At 64.4% G+C, this 16,641-nt stretch carries 20 protein-coding genes; all 20 read right to left on the reverse strand.

What is annotated here, in order from left to right:
* Complete coding sequence (nuoL, locus tag ACQR50_RS10945; protein WP_428970687.1) at nt 1-2,115, reverse strand: NADH-quinone oxidoreductase subunit L; 2,115 nt, start codon at nt 2,113-2,115, stop codon at nt 1-3.
* Nucleotides 2,115-2,372 carry an NADH-quinone oxidoreductase subunit NuoK gene (gene nuoK, locus ACQR50_RS10950; RefSeq protein WP_042469352.1) on the reverse strand — a complete coding sequence of 86 codons (258 nt, stop codon included), beginning with the start codon at nt 2,370-2,372 and terminating at the stop codon, nt 2,115-2,117. The genes nuoL and nuoK overlap by 1 nt, the downstream gene beginning before the upstream one ends.
* Nucleotides 2,373-2,419: 47 nt before the next feature.
* Nucleotides 2,420-3,031, reverse strand: coding sequence for an NADH-quinone oxidoreductase subunit J (locus tag ACQR50_RS10955; RefSeq protein WP_007404217.1), 612 nt, complete (start codon nt 3,029-3,031; stop codon nt 2,420-2,422).
* A gap of 49 nt (nt 3,032-3,080) precedes the next feature.
* Nucleotides 3,081-3,566: an NADH-quinone oxidoreductase subunit NuoI gene (gene nuoI, locus ACQR50_RS10960; RefSeq protein ID WP_042483186.1), complete on the reverse strand. Its 486-nt coding sequence runs from the start codon at nt 3,564-3,566 to the stop codon at nt 3,081-3,083.
* A complete protein-coding gene (gene nuoH / locus ACQR50_RS10965) occupies nt 3,563-4,618 on the reverse strand; it encodes an NADH-quinone oxidoreductase subunit NuoH (protein WP_056438094.1) in 1,056 nt (351 codons plus the stop codon). The genes nuoI and nuoH overlap by 4 nt, the downstream gene beginning before the upstream one ends.
* Nucleotides 4,615-6,633 carry an NADH-quinone oxidoreductase subunit NuoG gene (nuoG, locus tag ACQR50_RS10970; protein WP_428968351.1) on the reverse strand — a complete coding sequence of 673 codons (2,019 nt, stop codon included), beginning with the start codon at nt 6,631-6,633 and terminating at the stop codon, nt 4,615-4,617. The genes nuoH and nuoG overlap by 4 nt, the downstream gene beginning before the upstream one ends.
* Nucleotides 6,633-7,943 carry an NADH-quinone oxidoreductase subunit NuoF gene (gene nuoF / locus ACQR50_RS10975; RefSeq protein ID WP_056438101.1) on the reverse strand — a complete coding sequence of 437 codons (1,311 nt, stop codon included), beginning with the start codon at nt 7,941-7,943 and terminating at the stop codon, nt 6,633-6,635. The genes nuoG and nuoF overlap by 1 nt, the downstream gene beginning before the upstream one ends.
* Nucleotides 7,943-8,617 (reverse strand): complex I 24 kDa subunit family protein, encoded by a 675-nt coding sequence (locus ACQR50_RS10980; protein WP_056438103.1) that lies wholly within the window; start codon nt 8,615-8,617, stop codon nt 7,943-7,945. Before ACQR50_RS10980 ends, nuoF begins: the two co-directional genes overlap by 1 nt.
* Nucleotides 8,617-9,852 carry an NADH-quinone oxidoreductase subunit D gene (locus ACQR50_RS10985; RefSeq protein WP_076716689.1) on the reverse strand — a complete coding sequence of 412 codons (1,236 nt, stop codon included), beginning with the start codon at nt 9,850-9,852 and terminating at the stop codon, nt 8,617-8,619. Before ACQR50_RS10985 ends, ACQR50_RS10980 begins: the two co-directional genes overlap by 1 nt.
* A complete protein-coding gene (locus ACQR50_RS10990; RefSeq protein ID WP_428968352.1) occupies nt 9,849-10,685 on the reverse strand; it encodes an NADH-quinone oxidoreductase subunit C in 837 nt (278 codons plus the stop codon). Before ACQR50_RS10990 ends, ACQR50_RS10985 begins: the two co-directional genes overlap by 4 nt.
* On the reverse strand, nt 10,682-11,266 hold the full coding sequence (locus ACQR50_RS10995; RefSeq protein WP_206378809.1) for a NuoB/complex I 20 kDa subunit family protein: 585 nt from the start codon (nt 11,264-11,266) through the stop codon (nt 10,682-10,684). The genes ACQR50_RS10990 and ACQR50_RS10995 overlap by 4 nt, the downstream gene beginning before the upstream one ends.
* Nucleotides 11,257-11,631, reverse strand: a complete 375-nt coding sequence (gene ndhC / locus ACQR50_RS11000) for an NADH-quinone oxidoreductase subunit A (protein WP_056438114.1) — start codon at nt 11,629-11,631, stop codon at nt 11,257-11,259. Before ndhC ends, ACQR50_RS10995 begins: the two co-directional genes overlap by 10 nt.
* A gap of 194 nt (nt 11,632-11,825) precedes the next feature.
* Nucleotides 11,826-12,638, reverse strand: coding sequence for an inositol monophosphatase family protein (locus ACQR50_RS11005; RefSeq protein WP_007404243.1), 813 nt, complete (start codon nt 12,636-12,638; stop codon nt 11,826-11,828).
* 129 nt (nt 12,639-12,767) lie between these two features.
* Nucleotides 12,768-13,331 (reverse strand): elongation factor P, encoded by a 564-nt coding sequence (gene efp / locus ACQR50_RS11010; RefSeq protein WP_007403968.1) that lies wholly within the window; start codon nt 13,329-13,331, stop codon nt 12,768-12,770.
* 74 nt (nt 13,332-13,405) lie between these two features.
* A complete protein-coding gene (locus ACQR50_RS11015; protein ID WP_428968353.1) occupies nt 13,406-14,017 on the reverse strand; it encodes a M23 family metallopeptidase in 612 nt (203 codons plus the stop codon).
* Nucleotides 14,014-14,154 (reverse strand): hypothetical protein, encoded by a 141-nt coding sequence (locus ACQR50_RS11020; RefSeq protein WP_156884299.1) that lies wholly within the window; start codon nt 14,152-14,154, stop codon nt 14,014-14,016. The genes ACQR50_RS11015 and ACQR50_RS11020 overlap by 4 nt, the downstream gene beginning before the upstream one ends.
* 90 nt (nt 14,155-14,244) lie before the next feature.
* The gene (gene thiE, locus ACQR50_RS11025; protein WP_294245219.1) at nt 14,245-14,928 is read right to left on the reverse strand and encodes a thiamine phosphate synthase; all 684 of its coding nucleotides are present in this window, start codon (nt 14,926-14,928) and stop codon (nt 14,245-14,247) included.
* A gap of 103 nt (nt 14,929-15,031) precedes the next feature.
* Complete coding sequence (locus ACQR50_RS11030) at nt 15,032-15,940, reverse strand: class I fructose-bisphosphate aldolase (protein ID WP_056438469.1); 909 nt, start codon at nt 15,938-15,940, stop codon at nt 15,032-15,034.
* Nucleotides 15,941-15,976: 36 nt separating this feature from the next.
* On the reverse strand, nt 15,977-16,303 hold the full coding sequence (locus tag ACQR50_RS11035) for a type II toxin-antitoxin system PemK/MazF family toxin (RefSeq protein ID WP_082442317.1): 327 nt from the start codon (nt 16,301-16,303) through the stop codon (nt 15,977-15,979).
* The gene (gene relB, locus ACQR50_RS11040) at nt 16,300-16,530 is read right to left on the reverse strand and encodes a type II toxin-antitoxin system RelB family antitoxin (RefSeq protein ID WP_056438126.1); all 231 of its coding nucleotides are present in this window, start codon (nt 16,528-16,530) and stop codon (nt 16,300-16,302) included. Before relB ends, ACQR50_RS11035 begins: the two co-directional genes overlap by 4 nt.
* Between the last annotated feature and the right edge of the window lie 111 nt (nt 16,531-16,641).

Genomic DNA, 16,641 nt, shown 5'->3' on the forward strand with positions numbered 1-16,641 from the left:
TCAACCCAAAATGGCCCAGGTGACGGCCGCGGTCAGGCCGATCAACATGACGAAGGCATAGCTGTAGAGGTATCCCGTCTGGAAGCGCGCCGCACCCTTGCTGCCGAGCTGGACGAGCCAGGCGACACCATTGGGGCCGAAGCGGTCGATCGTCTTCTCGTCGCCACGGTGCCACAGCAGCCGGCCGATCGCGAAGGCGGGGCGCACGAAGAGGAAATGGTAGATCTCGTCGAAATACCATTTGTTGAGGAGGAAGCGGTACAGGATGCGGAACTGGTCCGCGAACTTGGCCGGGAACTCCGGTGCACGGATATAGGTCAGATACGCGGTCAGCAGACCGAGCAACATCACCACCGTCGCCGACAGCTTCACCCACACCGGCACGCCGTGCATCGAGTGCATCAGATGCTCGTTGAAGGCGATCGCACCCTTCCAATAGCTCTCGCCCGCTTCCGGCTCGATGAACCAGCCATGGAAGACGAAGCCCGCCGCGATCGCGCCGATCGACAGCACGATCAGCGGGATCAGCATGACCAGCGGGCTCTCATGCGGATCATAGCCCCCCGTGCCTTCCGGCACATCGGTGTGGCCCGCGTCATGCGTATGCGGCTCGTGACCGGCATCTTCCGAATGCGCGTCGTTATGATGCGCATCGTGAGCGTGCCCATGGGCATGGTCGTCATGGCCATGGCCATGCGCGTCATGGATCGCATGCTGGATATGCTCCGACCCGGTCCAGCGCGGCTTGCCCCAGAAGGTCAGGAACATCAGGCGCCACGAATAGAAGCTGGTCAGCAGCGCGGCGATCACGCCCGCCCAGAAGGCGAAGCCCGAACCACCGGCATAGGCGACTTCGATGATCGCGTCCTTCGAGTGGAAGCCCGCGAAACCGAACGCCATCGGATTGCCGAACAGAGCCGGGATACCGACGCCGGTGATCGCCAGCGTGCCCATCATCATCGCCCAGAAGGTGAGCGGGATGTGGCGACGCAGACCGCCATAATAACGCATGTCCTGCTCATGGTGCATCGCATGGATGACCGAGCCCGCACCCAGGAACAGCAGCGCCTTGAAGAAAGCGTGCGTGAAGAGGTGGAACATCGCCGCGCCATACGCGCCGACACCCGCGGCAAAGAACATGTAACCGAGCTGCGAGCAGGTCGAATAGGCGATGACGCGCTTGATGTCGGTCTGCACCGTGCCGACGGTTGCGGCGAAGAAGCAGGTGCAGGCCCCGATCACCGTGATGACACCCAGAGCGGTCGGCGACGTTTCGAACATCGGCGACAGGCGGCATACCATGAACACGCCAGCGGTCACCATCGTCGCCGCGTGGATCAGCGCCGACACCGGGGTCGGGCCTTCCATCGCGTCCGGCAGCCAGGTGTGGAGGCCGAGCTGCGCCGACTTGCCCATCGCGCCGACGAACAGCAGCAGGCAAAGCACGGTCATCGTATCGAAACGATAGCCCAGGAAGCCGATGGTCGAGCCCGCCATGCCGGGGGCCGCCGCCAGGATCGCCGGGATCGAAACGGTCCCGAACACCAGGAAGGTGCCGAAGATGCCGAGCATGAAGCCGAGGTCGCCGACGCGGTTGACGACGAACGCCTTGATCGCGGCCGCATTGGCCGAGGGCTTACGGAACCAGAAGCCGATCAGCAGGTAGGACGCGAGACCCACGCCTTCCCAGCCGAAGAACATCTGGACCAGATTGTCCGCCGTCACGAGCATCAGCATCGCGAAGGTGAAGAGGCAGAGATAGGCGAAGAAGCGCGGCTGATCCGGCTCCTCGCTCATATAGCCCCAGCTATAGAGGTGGACGAGCGCCGAGACGCTGGTGATGACCACCAGCATGATCGCGGTCAGCGAATCGACGCGCAGCGCCCAGTCGACCGACATGGTGCCGCTGGTGATCCAGTGGAGCACCGGCGTGACGGTCGCGACATTGGCGCCCGACAGATAGCCGATGAAGATCGGCCATGAGAGGGCACAGGAAATGAACAGCGCGCCGGTCGTGACGACCTTGGCGGGCACGTTCCCGATGGCCTTGTTGCCGAACCCCGCAATGGCGGCGGCCAGCAACGGCAGGAAGACGATAGCGAGGATCAACCCGATTACCCCTTCATCCGGTTGACATCGTCGACCGCGATGGTGCCGCGGCCACGGAAATAGATGACCAGGATCGCCAGACCGATCGCCGATTCACCGGCGGCCACGGTCAGCACGAACATGGCGAAGACCTGACCCACCAGATCCTGAAGCGCGGCCGAGAAGGCGACGAGGTTCAGGTTCACGGCGAGCAGGATGAGCTCGATCGCCATGAGGATGACGATCAGGTTCTTCCGATTGAGGAAGATACCCAGCACCCCCATGGTGAACAGGATCGCTGCAACGACCAGATAATGGACGAGACCGATCGTCACAGTTCCACCCCCTGCCCGATGGGCTGATTGATGTTGCGGATCGCCTCATGCGGCTGACGCGCATTCTGCTTGGCGATGTTCTGCGGACGGACACCGCCGCGCTTGCGATGCGTGAGCACGATCGCGCCTATCATCGCGACGAGCAGGACCAGGCCCGCACCCTCGAAGATGAACAGATAGCGCGTGTACAGCAGGTTGCCGATCGCCTGGATGTTGGACACTTCCGGCGCGATCGGGGCCGCACGGGCCGCCAGCTGCACGCCGCCGACGCTCCACGCCTGGAAGGCGATGATGACCTCGGCCAGCAGGGCGACGGCGAGTGCCAGGCCCAGCGGCAGATAGCGCGCAAAGCCCGCCCGCATCGCCGCGACCTCGATATCAAGCATCATGACGACGAAGAGGAACAAGACCGCGACCGCGCCCACATAGACGATGACGAGCAGCATCGCGATGAACTCGGCCCCGCACAGCACCATGAGGCCCGCGGCGTTGAAGAACGCCAGGATCAGCCACATGACCGAGTGCACCGGATTGCGCGACGCGATCGTGAGCCCTGCGGACACGATCACCACGGTCGCGAAAATATAGAAGGCGATAGCCTGTATCACTGCCTGTCAGGCCCCTTTTCTGTCCGCCCCGAACCGTTGGTCGCGGGCTTTAACGGTACGGCGCATCGGCGGCAAGGTTCGCCGCGATCGCGCTTTCCCAGCGGTCACCGTTATCGAGCAACTTCGACTTGTCGTAGATCAGCTCTTCGCGGGTCTCGGTCGAAAATTCGAAGTTCGGACCCTCGACGATGGCATCGACCGGGCAAGCCTCCTGGCACAGCCCGCAATAGATGCACTTGGTCATGTCGATGTCGTAGCGCGTCGTGCGGCGGCTGCCGTCGTCGCGGGGTTCCGCCTCGATCGTGATCGCCTGGGCGGGGCAGATCGCCTCGCACAGCTTGCACGCGATGCACCGCTCCTCGCCATTTGGATAGCGACGCAGCGCGTGCTCGCCCCGGAAGCGCGGAGAGATGGGGTTCTTCTCGAACGGATAGTTGATCGTCGCCTTCGGCTTGAAGAAGTAGCGAAGGGTCAGCGCATGGCCCTTCACGAACTCCCACAGCGTAAAAGCCTTGACGTACTGAGCGACGCTCATGCCGGAACTCCCACGCGCGCATACATCAGCACGCCAGACACCAAGAATACCCAGAACAGCGACACCGGCAGGAACACCTTCCAGCCCAGCCGCATCAGCTGGTCGTACCGGTAACGCGGTACGGTCGCCTTCACCCAGGAAAACACGAAGAAGAAGAAGCACATCTTCAGCAGCAGCCAGACGATGCCCGGCACGACATAGAGCGGCGCCCAGTCGAACGGCGGCAGATAGCCACCCCAGAACAGGATCGCGTTCAGCGCGCACATCAGGATGACGTTGGCGTATTCGCCCAGCCAGAACAGCGCGAACGACATCGAGCTGTATTCGGTCTGGTAACCCGCAACGAGCTCCGACTCCGCTTCGGTCAGATCGAACGGCGCGCGCTGCGTCTCGGCCAGCGCCGAGATGAAGAACATCACCGCCATCGGGAAGAGCAGCGGATTGAGGAAGAAGCCGTTGACCGGAATCCCCAAAACGCTCTTCTGCGCCTCGACGATGTCGGTCAGGTTGAAGCTGCCCGACCACATCACGACCGAAATCAGGATGAAGCCGATCGCGACTTCATAGGACACCATCTGCGCGGCGGCACGAAGCGCCGAGTAGAAGGGATATTTCGAGTTCGACGCCCAGCCCGACAGGATCACGCCGTACACGCCGAGCGACGAGGCCGCGAGAACGTACAGCAGGCCGACATTGATGTTGGCGACGACCACGCCCGGCTGGAACGGCACCACCGCCCACACGATCAGCGCGACCGTGAAGGTGATGATGGGCGCCAGCAGGAACAGCCCGCGATTGGCGGCTGAGGGAACGATGGTTTCTTGAAGGAAGACCTTCAGACCGTCGGCGAAGGACTGGAGCAGACCGAAGGGGCCGACCACGTTCGGACCACGGCGCAGCGCCATCGCCGCCCAGATCTTGCGGTCGACATAGATGACCATCGCGACGGCCAGCATCAGCGGCAGCGCGATCGCCAGGATCCCGACCAAAGTCGCGATCGTCCAGGCCCAGCCATAAGGAAGGCCGAGCGTCGTGTTGAAAAACGCGGTCACTCCGCTGCCTCCGCATAGGTCTCACCATGGACCAGTTCGGCCGAGCAGCGCTGCATCGTCGGGCTGGCGCGGCAGATCGCGTTGGTGAGGTAGAAGTCCTTGATCGGATAACCCTCCAGCGTGCCGGACGCGGTCGCGTTCAGCGATGGCGCGGCCCAGTCGAAGGTCACGAGGCCGACCTGGCCCAGCGCCGGAACCTCTGCGGCCATGGCGGCGCGCAGTTCGTCCAGCGTGTCGAACGGCAGGGTCTGGCCCAGCACTTCGGACAGCGCACGGAAGATCGTCCAGTCGTCGCGCGCGTCACCCGGTGCGAACACCGCACGGTCGCCGCGCTGCACTCGGCCTTCCAAATTGACCCAGGTGCCCGACTTCTCGGCAAAGGTCGCGCCCGGCAGGATGACATCGGCGTGATGCGCACCCTTGTCGCCATGATGGCCGACGAACACCTTGAAGCTGCTGCCGAACTTGGAGAAGTCCACCTCATCGGCGCCCAGAAAGAAGGCGAGCTTCGGCGCGGCCGAAACCACGTCCGCGATGCCGCCCTTCTGCGCGTAACCGAGCATCAGGCCGCCCATGCGCGCAGCCGCCATATGAACGACGTTATAGCCGTTCCAGGCCGAACCGTCCTCCAGCGTCCGCACCAGATTGAACTGGTCGACCAGCTTCAGGCTCGCGCCATGCGCACCCTTCAGCGCCCCGCCGCCGACGATCACCATCGGACGCGCGGCCTTGCCGAACAGCTCGGTGACGGCCTCGGGCAGGTTGCCCAGTGCCGACAGATCGGCCCCCAGCCACTCGACCTTGTAGGTCAGATCGGTTTCGGGGCCGATCGCGAAGACCTTGGCGCCCTTCTTGATCGCCTTGCGGATACGGGTGTTCACCAGCGGCGCTTCCCAGCGCAGGTTGGTGCCGATCAGCAGGATCGCATCGGCCTTCTCGACGCCCGCGATGGTCGTGTTGAAGTTGACTGCGGCCAGGCTGGACGTGTCGTAATCCATGCCGGTCTGACGGCCTTCGAGCAGGCTCGAACCCATCTTGGCCAGCAGAGCCTTGGCGGCGAACATCGTCTCGCAATCGACCAGATCACCGGCGATGGCGGCGACGCTCGAACCGGCGTTCACGTCGCGGATCGCGGCGAAGGCCTCGTCCCAGGTGGCGGGAACCAGCTTGCCGTCGCGGCGGATGAACGGACGGTCGAGACGACGACGGACCAGGCCGTCGATCGCGTGACGCGTCTTGTCGCTCGCCCACTCCTCGTTCACCTCGTCGTTGATGCGCGGCACGCAGCGCAGCACCTGACGACCACGGCTGTCGAGGCGGATATTGGTGCCGACCGCGTCCATCACGTCGATGGCGAGCGTCTTCTTCAGCTCCCAGGGACGCGCCTCGAACGCATAGGGCTTGGACGTCAGCGCGCCCACCGGGCACAGATCGACGACATTGCCCGACAGCTCGCTTGATACGGCCTGTTCGAGGTACGAGGTGATCTGCATGTTCTCGCCGCGATAGATCGCGCCGATTTCCTCCACGCCCGCGACCTCTTCGGCGAAGCGGACGCAGCGAGTGCACTGGATGCAGCGGGTCATGACCGTCTTGACGATCGGACCCATGTACTTCTCGGTGACGGCCCGCTTGTTCTCGTCATAGCGGCTATGGCCCTTGCCATAAGCCATGGACTGGTCCTGCAGATCGCATTCGCCGCCCTGATCGCAGATCGGGCAGTCCAGCGGATGGTTGATCAGCAGGAATTCCATCACGCCTTCGCGCGCGGCCTTCACCATCGGGGTCGTGGTGAAGATTTCCTGATTGTCCGCCGCCGGAAGCGCGCAAGACGCCTGCGGCTTGGGGGGTCCAGGCTTCACCTCGACCAGGCACATGCGGCAATTGCCCGCGATGGACAGCCGCTCATGATAGCAGAAGCGCGGGATTTCCTTGCCCGCAAGCTCGCAGGCCTGCAGCACGGTGGCGCCCTGCGGCACCTCGATCTCGACGCCGTCGACTTTGACCTTAGGCATTATTCGGCAGCTTCCATCATCGGGGCGTTGCCGCCCGTCTCGCCTTTGCGTTCGCGAATGCGGCGTTCCATCTCCGGGCGGAAGTGGCGGATCAGGCCCTGGATCGGCCAGGCCGCCGCGTCGCCGAGCGCGCAGATGGTGTGGCCTTCGACCTGCTTCGTCACCTGGAACAGCGTGTCGATCTCGGCCACATCGGCATCGCCGGTGCGCATCCGCTCCATCACGCGCCACATCCAGCCGGTGCCTTCACGGCACGGCGTGCACTGGCCGCAGCTCTCATGCTTATAGAAATAGGACAGACGGCTGATCGCGCGGACGATGTCGGTCGACTTGTCCATGACGATGACGGCCGCCGTGCCGAGCCCCGACCCGACCGCCTTCAGACCGTCGAAATCCATCGGCGCGTCCATGATCTCGGCGGCGGGCACCAACGGCACCGACGAACCGCCCGGGATCACCGCGAGCAGATTGTCCCAGCCGCCACGGATGCCGCCGCAATGCTTCTCGATCAGCTCGCGGAAGCTGATCGACATGCTTTCCTCGACCACGCAGGGGCGATCGACATGGCCGGAAATCTGGAAGAGCTTGGTGCCCTTGTTGTTCTCGCGCCCGAAGGAGGAGAACCACTCGGCCCCGCGACGCAGGATCGTCGGTGCGACCGCGATCGATTCCACGTTGTTGACCGTCGTCGGGCAGCCATAGAGCCCCGCACCCGCCGGGAAAGGCGGCTTCAGGCGCGGCTGACCCTTCTTGCCCTCCAGGCTTTCGATCATCGCGGTTTCTTCACCGCAGATGTAGGCGCCGGCCCCACGATGCACGAACACGTCGAAGTCGTAGCCCGAGCCACAGGCATTCTTGCCCAGGAAACCCCGGTTATACGCCTCGGCGACCGCCGCGAACAGCGTCTCGGCCTCACGGATATATTCGCCGCGAATATAGATATAGGCCGCCCGCGCGCGCATCGCGAAGCCCGCGACCAGCGCGCCTTCGATCAGCTTGTGCGGATCGTGGCGGATGATCTCGCGGTCCTTGCACGAACCCGGCTCGGACTCGTCGGCGTTGATGACCAGGAAGCTCGGCCGATCGGGGCGCGGTTCCTTGGGCATGAAGCTCCACTTCATGCCGGTCGGGAAACCCGCACCGCCGCGCCCGCGCAGACCCGACGCCTTGATGACGTCGATGATCTTGTCCTGGCCCAGCTCGAGCAGCGCCTTGGTATTGTCCCAATCGCCGCGCTTCATCGCCGCGTCGACGTTCCACGGCTGATAGCCGTAGAGATTGGTGAAAATGCGGTCCTTGTCAGCGAGCATTATGCGCCCCACTCCCCGCGATAGTCGTGATTGTCGCCGACCATGGCGGTCAGCGTGGTCGGACCGCCGATCGGCTCGACCGTGTGGCGACCCGGCTCCTGCGTGCCGGTCTTGGGGCTCTCGCCCCGCGCCAGCGCTTCCAGGATCGTGACCGTACGATCGTAATCCAGATCTTCGTAATTGTCGTCGTTGATCTGGACCATCGGCGCCGAGGCGCAATTGCCCATGCACTCGACCTCGGTCAGCGTGAACATGCCGTCGGGCGTGGTCTTGCCCTTGATCAGCCCCTTGTTCTTGCACGCCGCCAGCACGTCGTCCGACCCACGCAGCATGCACGGCGTCGTACCGCACACCTGCACGTGATAGCGGCCGACCGGTGCGAGGTTGAACATCGTGTAGAAGGTCGCGACCTCGTAGATGCGCATATAGGCGACACCCAGCTGGCGCGCGACGAACTCGATCACCGGCACGGGCAGCCACCCTTGCGTCTGCGTCTCCGCGCCGACCTGACGCTGGGCCAGATCGAGGAACGGGATCGAGCAGGACTGTTCGCGGCCCTTGGGATAGCGCGCGAGGATCTCGTTCGCCTTCTTCTGGTTCTCGTCGGTCCAGGCAAAATTGCCCCAGCGGGCGCGGACTTCGGCCTCGTCGGGGATGTTGGGAGCGTCAGCCATTAGCGGTCACATTCACCAAAAACGATGTCCATCGCGCCCAGGATCGCGGTCGTGTCCGCCAGCATATGGCCCTTGGACATGAATTCCATGGCCTGGAGATGGCTGAACGCGGTCGGGCGGATCTTGCAGCGATAGGGTTTGTTCGATCCGTCGGAGACGAGGTACACGCCGAATTCGCCCTTAGGGCTTTCGGTCGCGACATACACCTCACCGGCGGGGACGTGATACCCTTCGGTATAGAGCTTAAAGTGGTGGATCAGCGCTTCCATCGAGCGCTTCATCTCACCGCGCTTGGGCGGCGTGACCTTGCGGTCGGTCGCCATCACCGGACCTTCGGGCATCTGCGCCAGGCACTGCTTCATGATCCGGGCCGACTGGCGCACTTCCTCGACGCGCACCATGAACCGGTCATAGCAGTCGCCGCTCGTACCCACCGGCACGTCGAAGTCCACCTTGTCATAGGCGTCATAGGGCTGCGACTTGCGCAGGTCCCACGGAATGCCCGAGCCACGGATCATCGGGCCGGAGAAGCCCCACTTGATCGCGTCTTCGCGGTTCACCACCGCGATGTCGACATTGCGCTGCTTGAAGATGCGGTTGTTCGCCACCAGGCTGATCGCGTCCTCGAACAGGCGCGGCAGACGGGTGTCGAGCCAATCGGCGATATCGGTCAGCAGCTTGAGCGGCACGTCCTGGTGGACGCCGCCGACGCGGAAGTAATTCGCGTGCATGCGCGCGCCCGAGGCCCGCTCGTAGAAGTTCATGCAGTCTTCGCGAATTTCGAACAGCCACAGGTTCGGCGTCATCGCGCCGACGTCCATGACGTGGCTGCCGATGTTGAGCATGTGGTTCGAGATACGCGTCAGCTCGGCGAAGAACGTCCGCAGATATTGCGCGCGCAGCGGCACTTCGAGGTCGAGCAGCTTCTCGACCGCCAGCACGAAGCTATGCTCCATGCACATCGGCGAGCAATAGTCGAGCCGGTCGAAATAGGGCAGCGCCTGCGAATAGGTCTTGTACTCGATCAGCTTCTCGGTGCCGCGATGCAGCAGGCCGACATGCGGATCGACGCGCTCGACGATCTCGCCGTCCAGCTCCATGACGAGGCGAAGCACCCCGTGCGCCGCCGGATGCTGCGGGCCGAAGTTGATCGTATAGTTCTGGATCGACACGTCGCCCGTGGTCGGGTCAACGGCGTCCGTCTTGTGGAGCAGTTCGTCGACGTAGTCGCTCACTGATTTTGTCCTCCGCCCTTGCCCGGCACGACGTCCGGGTCCTGGGGCTTACCTTCAGCCTTGTTGCCCGGATGCGGTTCACCCGCGCCCGTCTGCTTGGGGCTTTCGGTGGTCTTGGTCTCGGGCGCGTTGGCGGCGACGGTCTTGTCCGGCGCGGCATCGGCCTTCTTCACCGCGTCCGCGCTGGCCGGGGTCTGCGCGCCCTTGCCCTGCGGCTGCGAGCCCTTCTCGTCGCCCGGAAGGACATATTCGGCACCTTCCCACGGGCTCTGGAAGTCGAAGTTGCGGAAGTCCTGCGCCAGCTTCACCGGCTCATAGATGACGCGCTTTTCCTCTTCCGAATACCGCAGCTCGGTATAGCCGGTCAGCGGGAAGTCCTTGCGCAGCGGGTGGCCGCGGAAGCCATAGTCGGTCAGGATGCGACGCAGGTCGCTATTGCCCGAGAACAGCACGCCGTACAGGTCATAGACCTCACGCTCCAGCCAGCCCGCGACCGGCCACAGCCCGGTCACCGACGGAACCGGCTTGTCCTCGTCGGTCGAGACATGGACGTGCAGGCGGTGGTTGCGGGTCAGCGACAACAGGCAATAGACCACCTCGAAACGCTCGTCGCGCTCGGGGTAATCGACGCCGGCGATCTCCATCAACTGCTGATATTCCAGCCCCTTGGTGTCGCGCAGCGCGATCATCGCCGGGACCAGGTTCGCACGGTCGACGACCAGAGCGACTTCGCCGACATGCTCGCGCGCGTCGAGCAGCCAGGGGCCGAGCGCGGCGCGGGCCGCATCGATCACGCCGTCATTGGCGGCATAACGGGGAGCAGGCGCCCTCACCGTTCGATGCTCCCGGCGCGGCGGATCTTCCGCTGCAGCTGCATCACGCCGTACAGCAGCGCTTCGGCGGTCGGCGGACAGCCGGGGACATAGATGTCCACGGGCACGATCCGGTCACAGCCGCGCACCACCGAATAGCTGTAGTGATAGTAGCCGCCGCCATTGGCGCAGCTGCCCATCGAGATGACGTATTTCGGGTTCGACATCTGGTCGTACACACGACGCAGCGCCGGGGCCATCTTGTTGCACAGCGTACCCGCGACGATCATCACGTCCGACTGGCGCGGCGACGCGCGCGGCGCCGCACCGAAGCGCTCCAGATCGTAACGCGGCATGTTCACGTGGATCATCTCCACCGCGCAGCATGCCAGACCGAAGGTCATCCACCAGAGCGAGCCGGTGCGCGCCCATTGGAACAGTTCCTCGGTCGAGGTGACGAGGAAGCCCTTGTCGGTCAGCTCACCGTTGAGCCCGTCGAAAAAGCCCTGATCGGGCTGAATGACGGCCTGGCCATCATGGGCGAGTCCGCCATGGGCCTGCGGCTTGAACTCAACCGGACCGGAGTGAAGATTTACTCCCAATCCAACGCTCCCTTCTTCCACGCATAGACGAGACCCAGCGCGAGCTCGCCGATGAAGATCATCATCGAAAACCAGGCGGTCCAGCCGAGGCTGAAGACACTGACCGCCCAGGGGTACAGAAACGCCGCTTCCAGATCGAAGATGATGAACAGGATGGCGACGAGGTAGAAACGCACGTCGAACTGGCTGCGCGGGTCTTCGAACGCGGGGAAGCCGCATTCATATTCGGACAGCTTCTGCTCGTTGGGCTTATGGGCACCGGTCAGGCGCGCCACAAGCATCGGCAGAAACACGAAGGCCGTCGACAGAACCAGGGCAACGCCCAGGAACAGGAGGATCGGCAGATATTGCGACAGATCGACCAAGTTTTTCTCTCGCAGATGCGGAACTGGATGCGATGGCTTTAGGCCGATGGGTCGGCCGGAGCAAGCCAGCGAAGGCATGAGAATGAATCGCAAGTGAACGTCGCCACCCGCCGTCATCCTCGGATTTTTACATGGTAATCCAGTGGCTTGAACGCAAGAGGCGAGCCCCCTTGCGTTCAAATCCCACCAAATTCTTAACGCAGCGCGTTGGCCAGCAGCTTGTGCAGCTTGGAATGCAGGCCCTCGTTCGCCGCCAGATACTCGCCACGGTCGAGCGACTTGTCGCTGCCGCGGAAATCGCTGACGAAACCGCCCGCTTCTCGCACCAGCAGCATGCCCGCCGCCGCGTCCCACGGCTTCAGGCCCGACTCCCAGAAACCGTCATAACGGCCCGCCGCGACCCAGGCGAGGTCGAGCGCGGCCGAGCCGAAGCGGCGGATCCCGGCGACCTGCGGGGCGATCGCACCAAAAATGCGGCTCCACTGGACGAAATCGCCATGACCCAGGAACGGGATGCCGGTGGCGATCAGCGCCTCCGACAGATCGCGGCGCGACGAGACGCGCAGGCGCCCGTCCTGCAACCACGCGCCCCGGCCCTTTTCGGCCCAGAAGCTCTCATCGGTCAGCGGCTGATAGATCAGGCCGGTCGTCACTTCGCGCTTGCCGTTCGCCAGCGGCTCCTCGACCGCGATCGAGATGGCGAAGTGCGGGATGCCGTGCAGAAAGTTCGACGTGCCGTCGAGCGGGTCGATGATGAAGCGCGGCTTGGACGGATCGCCCTTGATCTCGCCGCCCTCCTCCATGAGGAAGTTCCAGTCGGGACGCGCCTTCTTCAGTTCCTCGAAGACGGTTTCCTCGGCACGCTTGTCGGCCATCGACACGAAGTCGGCGGGCCCCTTGCGGCTGACCTGGAGGTGCTGGACCTCGTTGAAGTCGCGGCGCAGACGCGGGGCGGCCTTGCGCGCGGCGCGTTCCATGATGGTGAGAAGCCCGGAGTGCGAGGCCATGATCGTCCTTTCGATCGCGCCGCTGCTTGCCCAGGGCGCTCCAATTGAAAAGGCCCGCCGCGAACGACGGGCCGGTACGGCGGATGACGGGGTCGCGCTCAGGTCGCGCCGGTCATCCGCCGATCGTGATTAGTCCGCGCGGCGGACGTAGGTCTGTTCGTACACGTCGACGACGATGCGCGTGCCCGACGCGATGTGCGGCGGCACCATCACGCGGACGCCATTGTCGAGAATGGCGGGCTTGTACGAGGACGAGGCGGTCTGCCCCTTCACCACGGCGTCGGCCTCGACGATGGTGGCTTCGATCTGGTCGGGAAGCTGGACCGAGATCGGCTTTTCCTCGTGCAGTTCCATCACGACGTCCATGCCGTCCTGCAGGAACGCGGCAGCATCGCCCAGCAGGTCGCGCGGCAGCGTGATCTGCTCATAGCTTTCCTTGTCCATGAAGGTCAGGTCGTCGCCTTCGGCAAACAGGAACTGGAAGTCCTTGGTATCCAGGCGGACGCGCTCGACCGTCTCGGCGGAGCGGAAGCGGACGTTCGTCTTGCGGCCGTCGATGAGGTTCTTCATCTCGACCTGCATATACGCACCGCCCTTGCCGGGCTGGGTGTGCTGAATCTTCACGGCGCGCCAGATGCCGCCTTCATACTCGATGATGTTGCCGGGACGAATGTCCACGCCGCTGATCTTCATGGGTCTTCAACCTGCTGGAAAGAGCGAAGGATACCGGTGCGACCAACGCGACCCGGCGTCCTGTGTCGGCCGCTTTAACGCGAAGCGGTCTTTCCGGCAAGCAGCGGATAGGGGTCGACCGGCTCGCCCTGATACCAGCGATCCCCGGCGCGCATCCAGCTGACCGCGAAATGCAGATGCGTATTGCCCGTGCCCGCATTGCCGCTGTCGCCGACATAACCGACGAGCTGGCCCTGACGGATCTGCTGCCCTTCGGCCAGGCCCGGCGCATAGCCCTTCAGATGCGCATAATAGAGCATCCAGCGGCGATCGGGCGAGCGGATATAAACGGTATGACCGCCGCGATCGCTGTCGAAGAGCTTTTCGACCGTACCGGACAGCGCGGCGACGACCGGTGTTCCGCCCGGCGCCATCAGGTCGAGCCCCTGATGCTTGCGCTGGCCACCCTCGCGCGGATCGCCCCAGTCGTGACGCAGCGAGGAGACCGGATAATTGGCGATCGGCATGGCCAGCGATGCCGAACTGCCTGCCGCCGCCTGTCTGGCCGGTGCCGCGACATCGGGCACGACGACTTCGCCGGGCCCGAAGGACAGCATCGACAGGAAACCGCCGACCGCAACCACGATCAGGCCCAGCATCACCCAACCGAAACGCGACAGCGGCCCCCTGCCCCCGCCACGCCTCATCGCGTCGGCACCGATGGCGCGCTGACCGCCGCCTGTCGTGACAGATTGCCGTGCAGCCCGTCCGATGCCGGATGGGTGCCGACCGCCACCAGCGCCATGGCCACGCCGCCGACAAGGGCGATTGCCAGTCTCTTCACGCCCGCTCCTTAACCCGTGGATCGATCACAGATTAAACGCGGCCGCCCGGCGCTTGTTTCCTAAGCGGAACGGATAGGCCGGGGAAAGGCTCAGCCGAGCAGCTCGGCAAAGGCCTTGATCGCCGCCGCCTCGTCGCCGTTCCACACCGCACCCGACACCGCCAGAAAGTCCGCCCCCGCCTTGACCAGCGGCGCGGCGTTGGCCGGCGTGATCCCACCGATCGCGACGCAGGGCAGCTCGAACAGGGCCGACCACCAGGACAGAACGACAGGCTCGGGCCGATGCTTGGTTTCCTTGGTGGTGGTCGGGTAGAAGGCACCGAACGCGACATAGTCCGCGCCCGCCTCGCCCGCTTCCATCGCGAGGTGGCGGCTGTCGTGGCAGGTCACGCCGATCTGCACCGTCGGGCCGAGCACGTCGCGCGCCTCGCGGGCGTCGCCGTCCTCCTGCCCCAGATGCACACCGTCCGCGCCCAGCCGCTTGGCCAGGCTGATGCTATCATTGACGATGAAGGCGACTTCGCGGTCGGCGCAGATACGCTGGAGCGGCTCGGCCAGCTTGGCGGCGGCGTGCTGGTCCATGTCCTTGACGCGGAACTGGAAGGCCGCGACCGGTCCGGCATCGAGCGCGCGCGCCAGACGGTCGGCGAAACCGCCGGTCACATCGAGCGGCGAGATCAGGTAAAGCTGGCAGGGCGGGCGCCGCACGTCGCGGGTAAAGGCTGCCGCGAAATTGGGGTCGAGCGGGCCGAGGGGATCGTCATCAAGCGTCATGGCCCCTCCCCTAGCGCCTGACGCGGCCTCCGTCACCTATGGCGAGCGGATAAGGAATGGGCGTCCCGGTTCCCCAACCAGAACGCCCAACCCTAGCAAGAACTTATTCTTCGTTCTTGTAGATCGCGATCAGCTTGTCGAGCATCGCCAGCGCCTCGTCACGCGGACGCTGGAAGGTATTGCGGCCGATGATCGAGCCGTTGCCGCCACCGTCACGAATGTCGCGCGCGTCCTGATAGACGGCATCGGCCCCCTTGGCCGCGCCGCCCGAGAACACGACGATACGGCGGCCCGCGAAGCTGGACTGCACCACATGGCGCACCCGGTCGGCCTGGTTCGACCAGTCGGTGCCCTCATAGACCTTCTTGGCCTCGGCCTGTTCGATATGGTCGCTGGGCAGCTTCACCTTGATGATGTGCGCGCCGAGCAGCGCAGCCATGTGCGCGGCATAGGCGCCGACGTCGAGCGCCAGCTCGCCGTCCTTGGTCAGCTTGCCGCCGCGCGGATAGCTCCAGATGACGGTGGCGAGCCCCGCCTCGCGCGCTTCGGCCGACAGGATCGCAATCTGGTCCATCGCGTCGAAAATGCCGTCCGAGCCCGGATAAATGGTAAAGCCGATCGCCGCGCAGCCCAGCCGCACCGCATCCTGCACGCTGCCCGTCACGGCCTGCGTGATCGAGGTGCCCCAGCTGTTCGAGCTGTTGATCTTCAGGATGGTCGGGATTTGGCCCGCAAAGGTGTCGGCCCCGGCCTCCAGCATGCCCAGCGGCGCGGCATAGGCCGACAGCCCGGCGTCGATCGCCAGCTGGAAATGGTAATGCGGGTCATAGGCGGGCGGGTTGACCGCGAAGCTGCGTGCCGGGCCGTGCTCGAACCCCTGGTCGACGGGCAGGATGATCAGCTTGCCGGTGCCGCCCAGCTTGCCCTGCATCAGGATGCGGGCCAGGTTCGCCTTCACCGCGGCGGGCGTGCCTTCATATTTGTCGAGAATGGCCTTCACGGTCGGGGTCATCATGTCTCTCCAGATTGGTGTCGGGCTATAAAGGGGTCAGAGCATCAGCCAGCGGCGCAGCGCCTGATCGACCTGCTCCATCCGGGTGGGGGAAGCATGGCCGATGACTTTGACGATATGATTGCGGGGGATGGACAGGATCTTGTCCACCTGCACCTCGCACTCGACGGTCAGGCCGGTATGCTCGCGCGGGGAAAAAGCGACGCGGAACAGCGCCTCGCCACCGACGACCGAGGTCATCGGGCAGACGGTGATGGTGTTGTGCGTCTCGTTATAAAGGTCCGACTGGACGACCAGGAACGGGCGGTGGTCTTCACCCTCGCCCGTCGTCGCCAGCACGATGGCGGCGTGCGAAATCGTCACGCCGCATCCTCCTTGGCCAGCCTGTTCCAGAAGGCGAAATCCTCGGGCGTGTCGCGCTTCGACGCGCGGGTCGACTGGCGGCGCGCCTCGCGGCGATAGGCCTCGTCATGCAGGTCGACATAGCGACGCACGGCCTCACGGGCAATGTCGCTCTTGCTACGCCCCTGGGTGCGCGCGACAGCCGCCAGCCGCTCTTCCAATTCGGTATCGAGGCGGACGCCGAGCATTGCCACTTCCTTCGTTTAACGCGTTTAACCTAGCAAGTCCGGCGCGGCGGATCAAGCGGCTGCCTGACCAATTTCGACGCCCATGAAAAAACCCCGCCGCCCGGAAGGCGA

The sequence above is a fragment of the Sphingomonas sp. Xoc002 genome (assembly GCF_050408055.1).
GTDB classification, from domain to species: domain Bacteria; phylum Pseudomonadota; class Alphaproteobacteria; order Sphingomonadales; family Sphingomonadaceae; genus Sphingomonas; species Sphingomonas yabuuchiae.

Coding starts and splice junctions, on each gene's coding strand:
- nuoK (WP_042469352.1), bottom strand. CDS start 2,372: ATGGGGGTGCTGGGTATCTTCCTCAATCGGAAGAACCTGATCGTCATC.
- nuoI (WP_042483186.1), bottom strand. CDS start 3,566: ATGAGCGTCGCTCAGTACGTCAAGGCTTTTACGCTGTGGGAGTTCGTG.
- nuoG (WP_428968351.1), bottom strand. CDS start 6,633: ATGCCTAAGGTCAAAGTCGACGGCGTCGAGATCGAGGTGCCGCAGGGC.
- nuoF (WP_056438101.1), bottom strand. CDS start 7,943: ATGCTCGCTGACAAGGACCGCATTTTCACCAATCTCTACGGCTATCAG.
- ACQR50_RS10980 (WP_056438103.1), bottom strand. CDS start 8,617: ATGGCTGACGCTCCCAACATCCCCGACGAGGCCGAAGTCCGCGCCCGC.
- ACQR50_RS11005 (WP_007404243.1), bottom strand. CDS start 12,638: ATGGCCTCGCACTCCGGGCTTCTCACCATCATGGAACGCGCCGCGCGC.
- efp (WP_007403968.1), bottom strand. CDS start 13,331: ATGAAGATCAGCGGCGTGGACATTCGTCCCGGCAACATCATCGAGTAT.
- ACQR50_RS11015 (WP_428968353.1), bottom strand. CDS start 14,017: ATGAGGCGTGGCGGGGGCAGGGGGCCGCTGTCGCGTTTCGGTTGGGTG.
- thiE (WP_294245219.1), bottom strand. CDS start 14,928: ATGACGCTTGATGACGATCCCCTCGGCCCGCTCGACCCCAATTTCGCG.
- ACQR50_RS11030 (WP_056438469.1), bottom strand. CDS start 15,940: ATGACCCCGACCGTGAAGGCCATTCTCGACAAATATGAAGGCACGCCC.
- relB (WP_056438126.1), bottom strand. CDS start 16,530: ATGCTCGGCGTCCGCCTCGATACCGAATTGGAAGAGCGGCTGGCGGCT.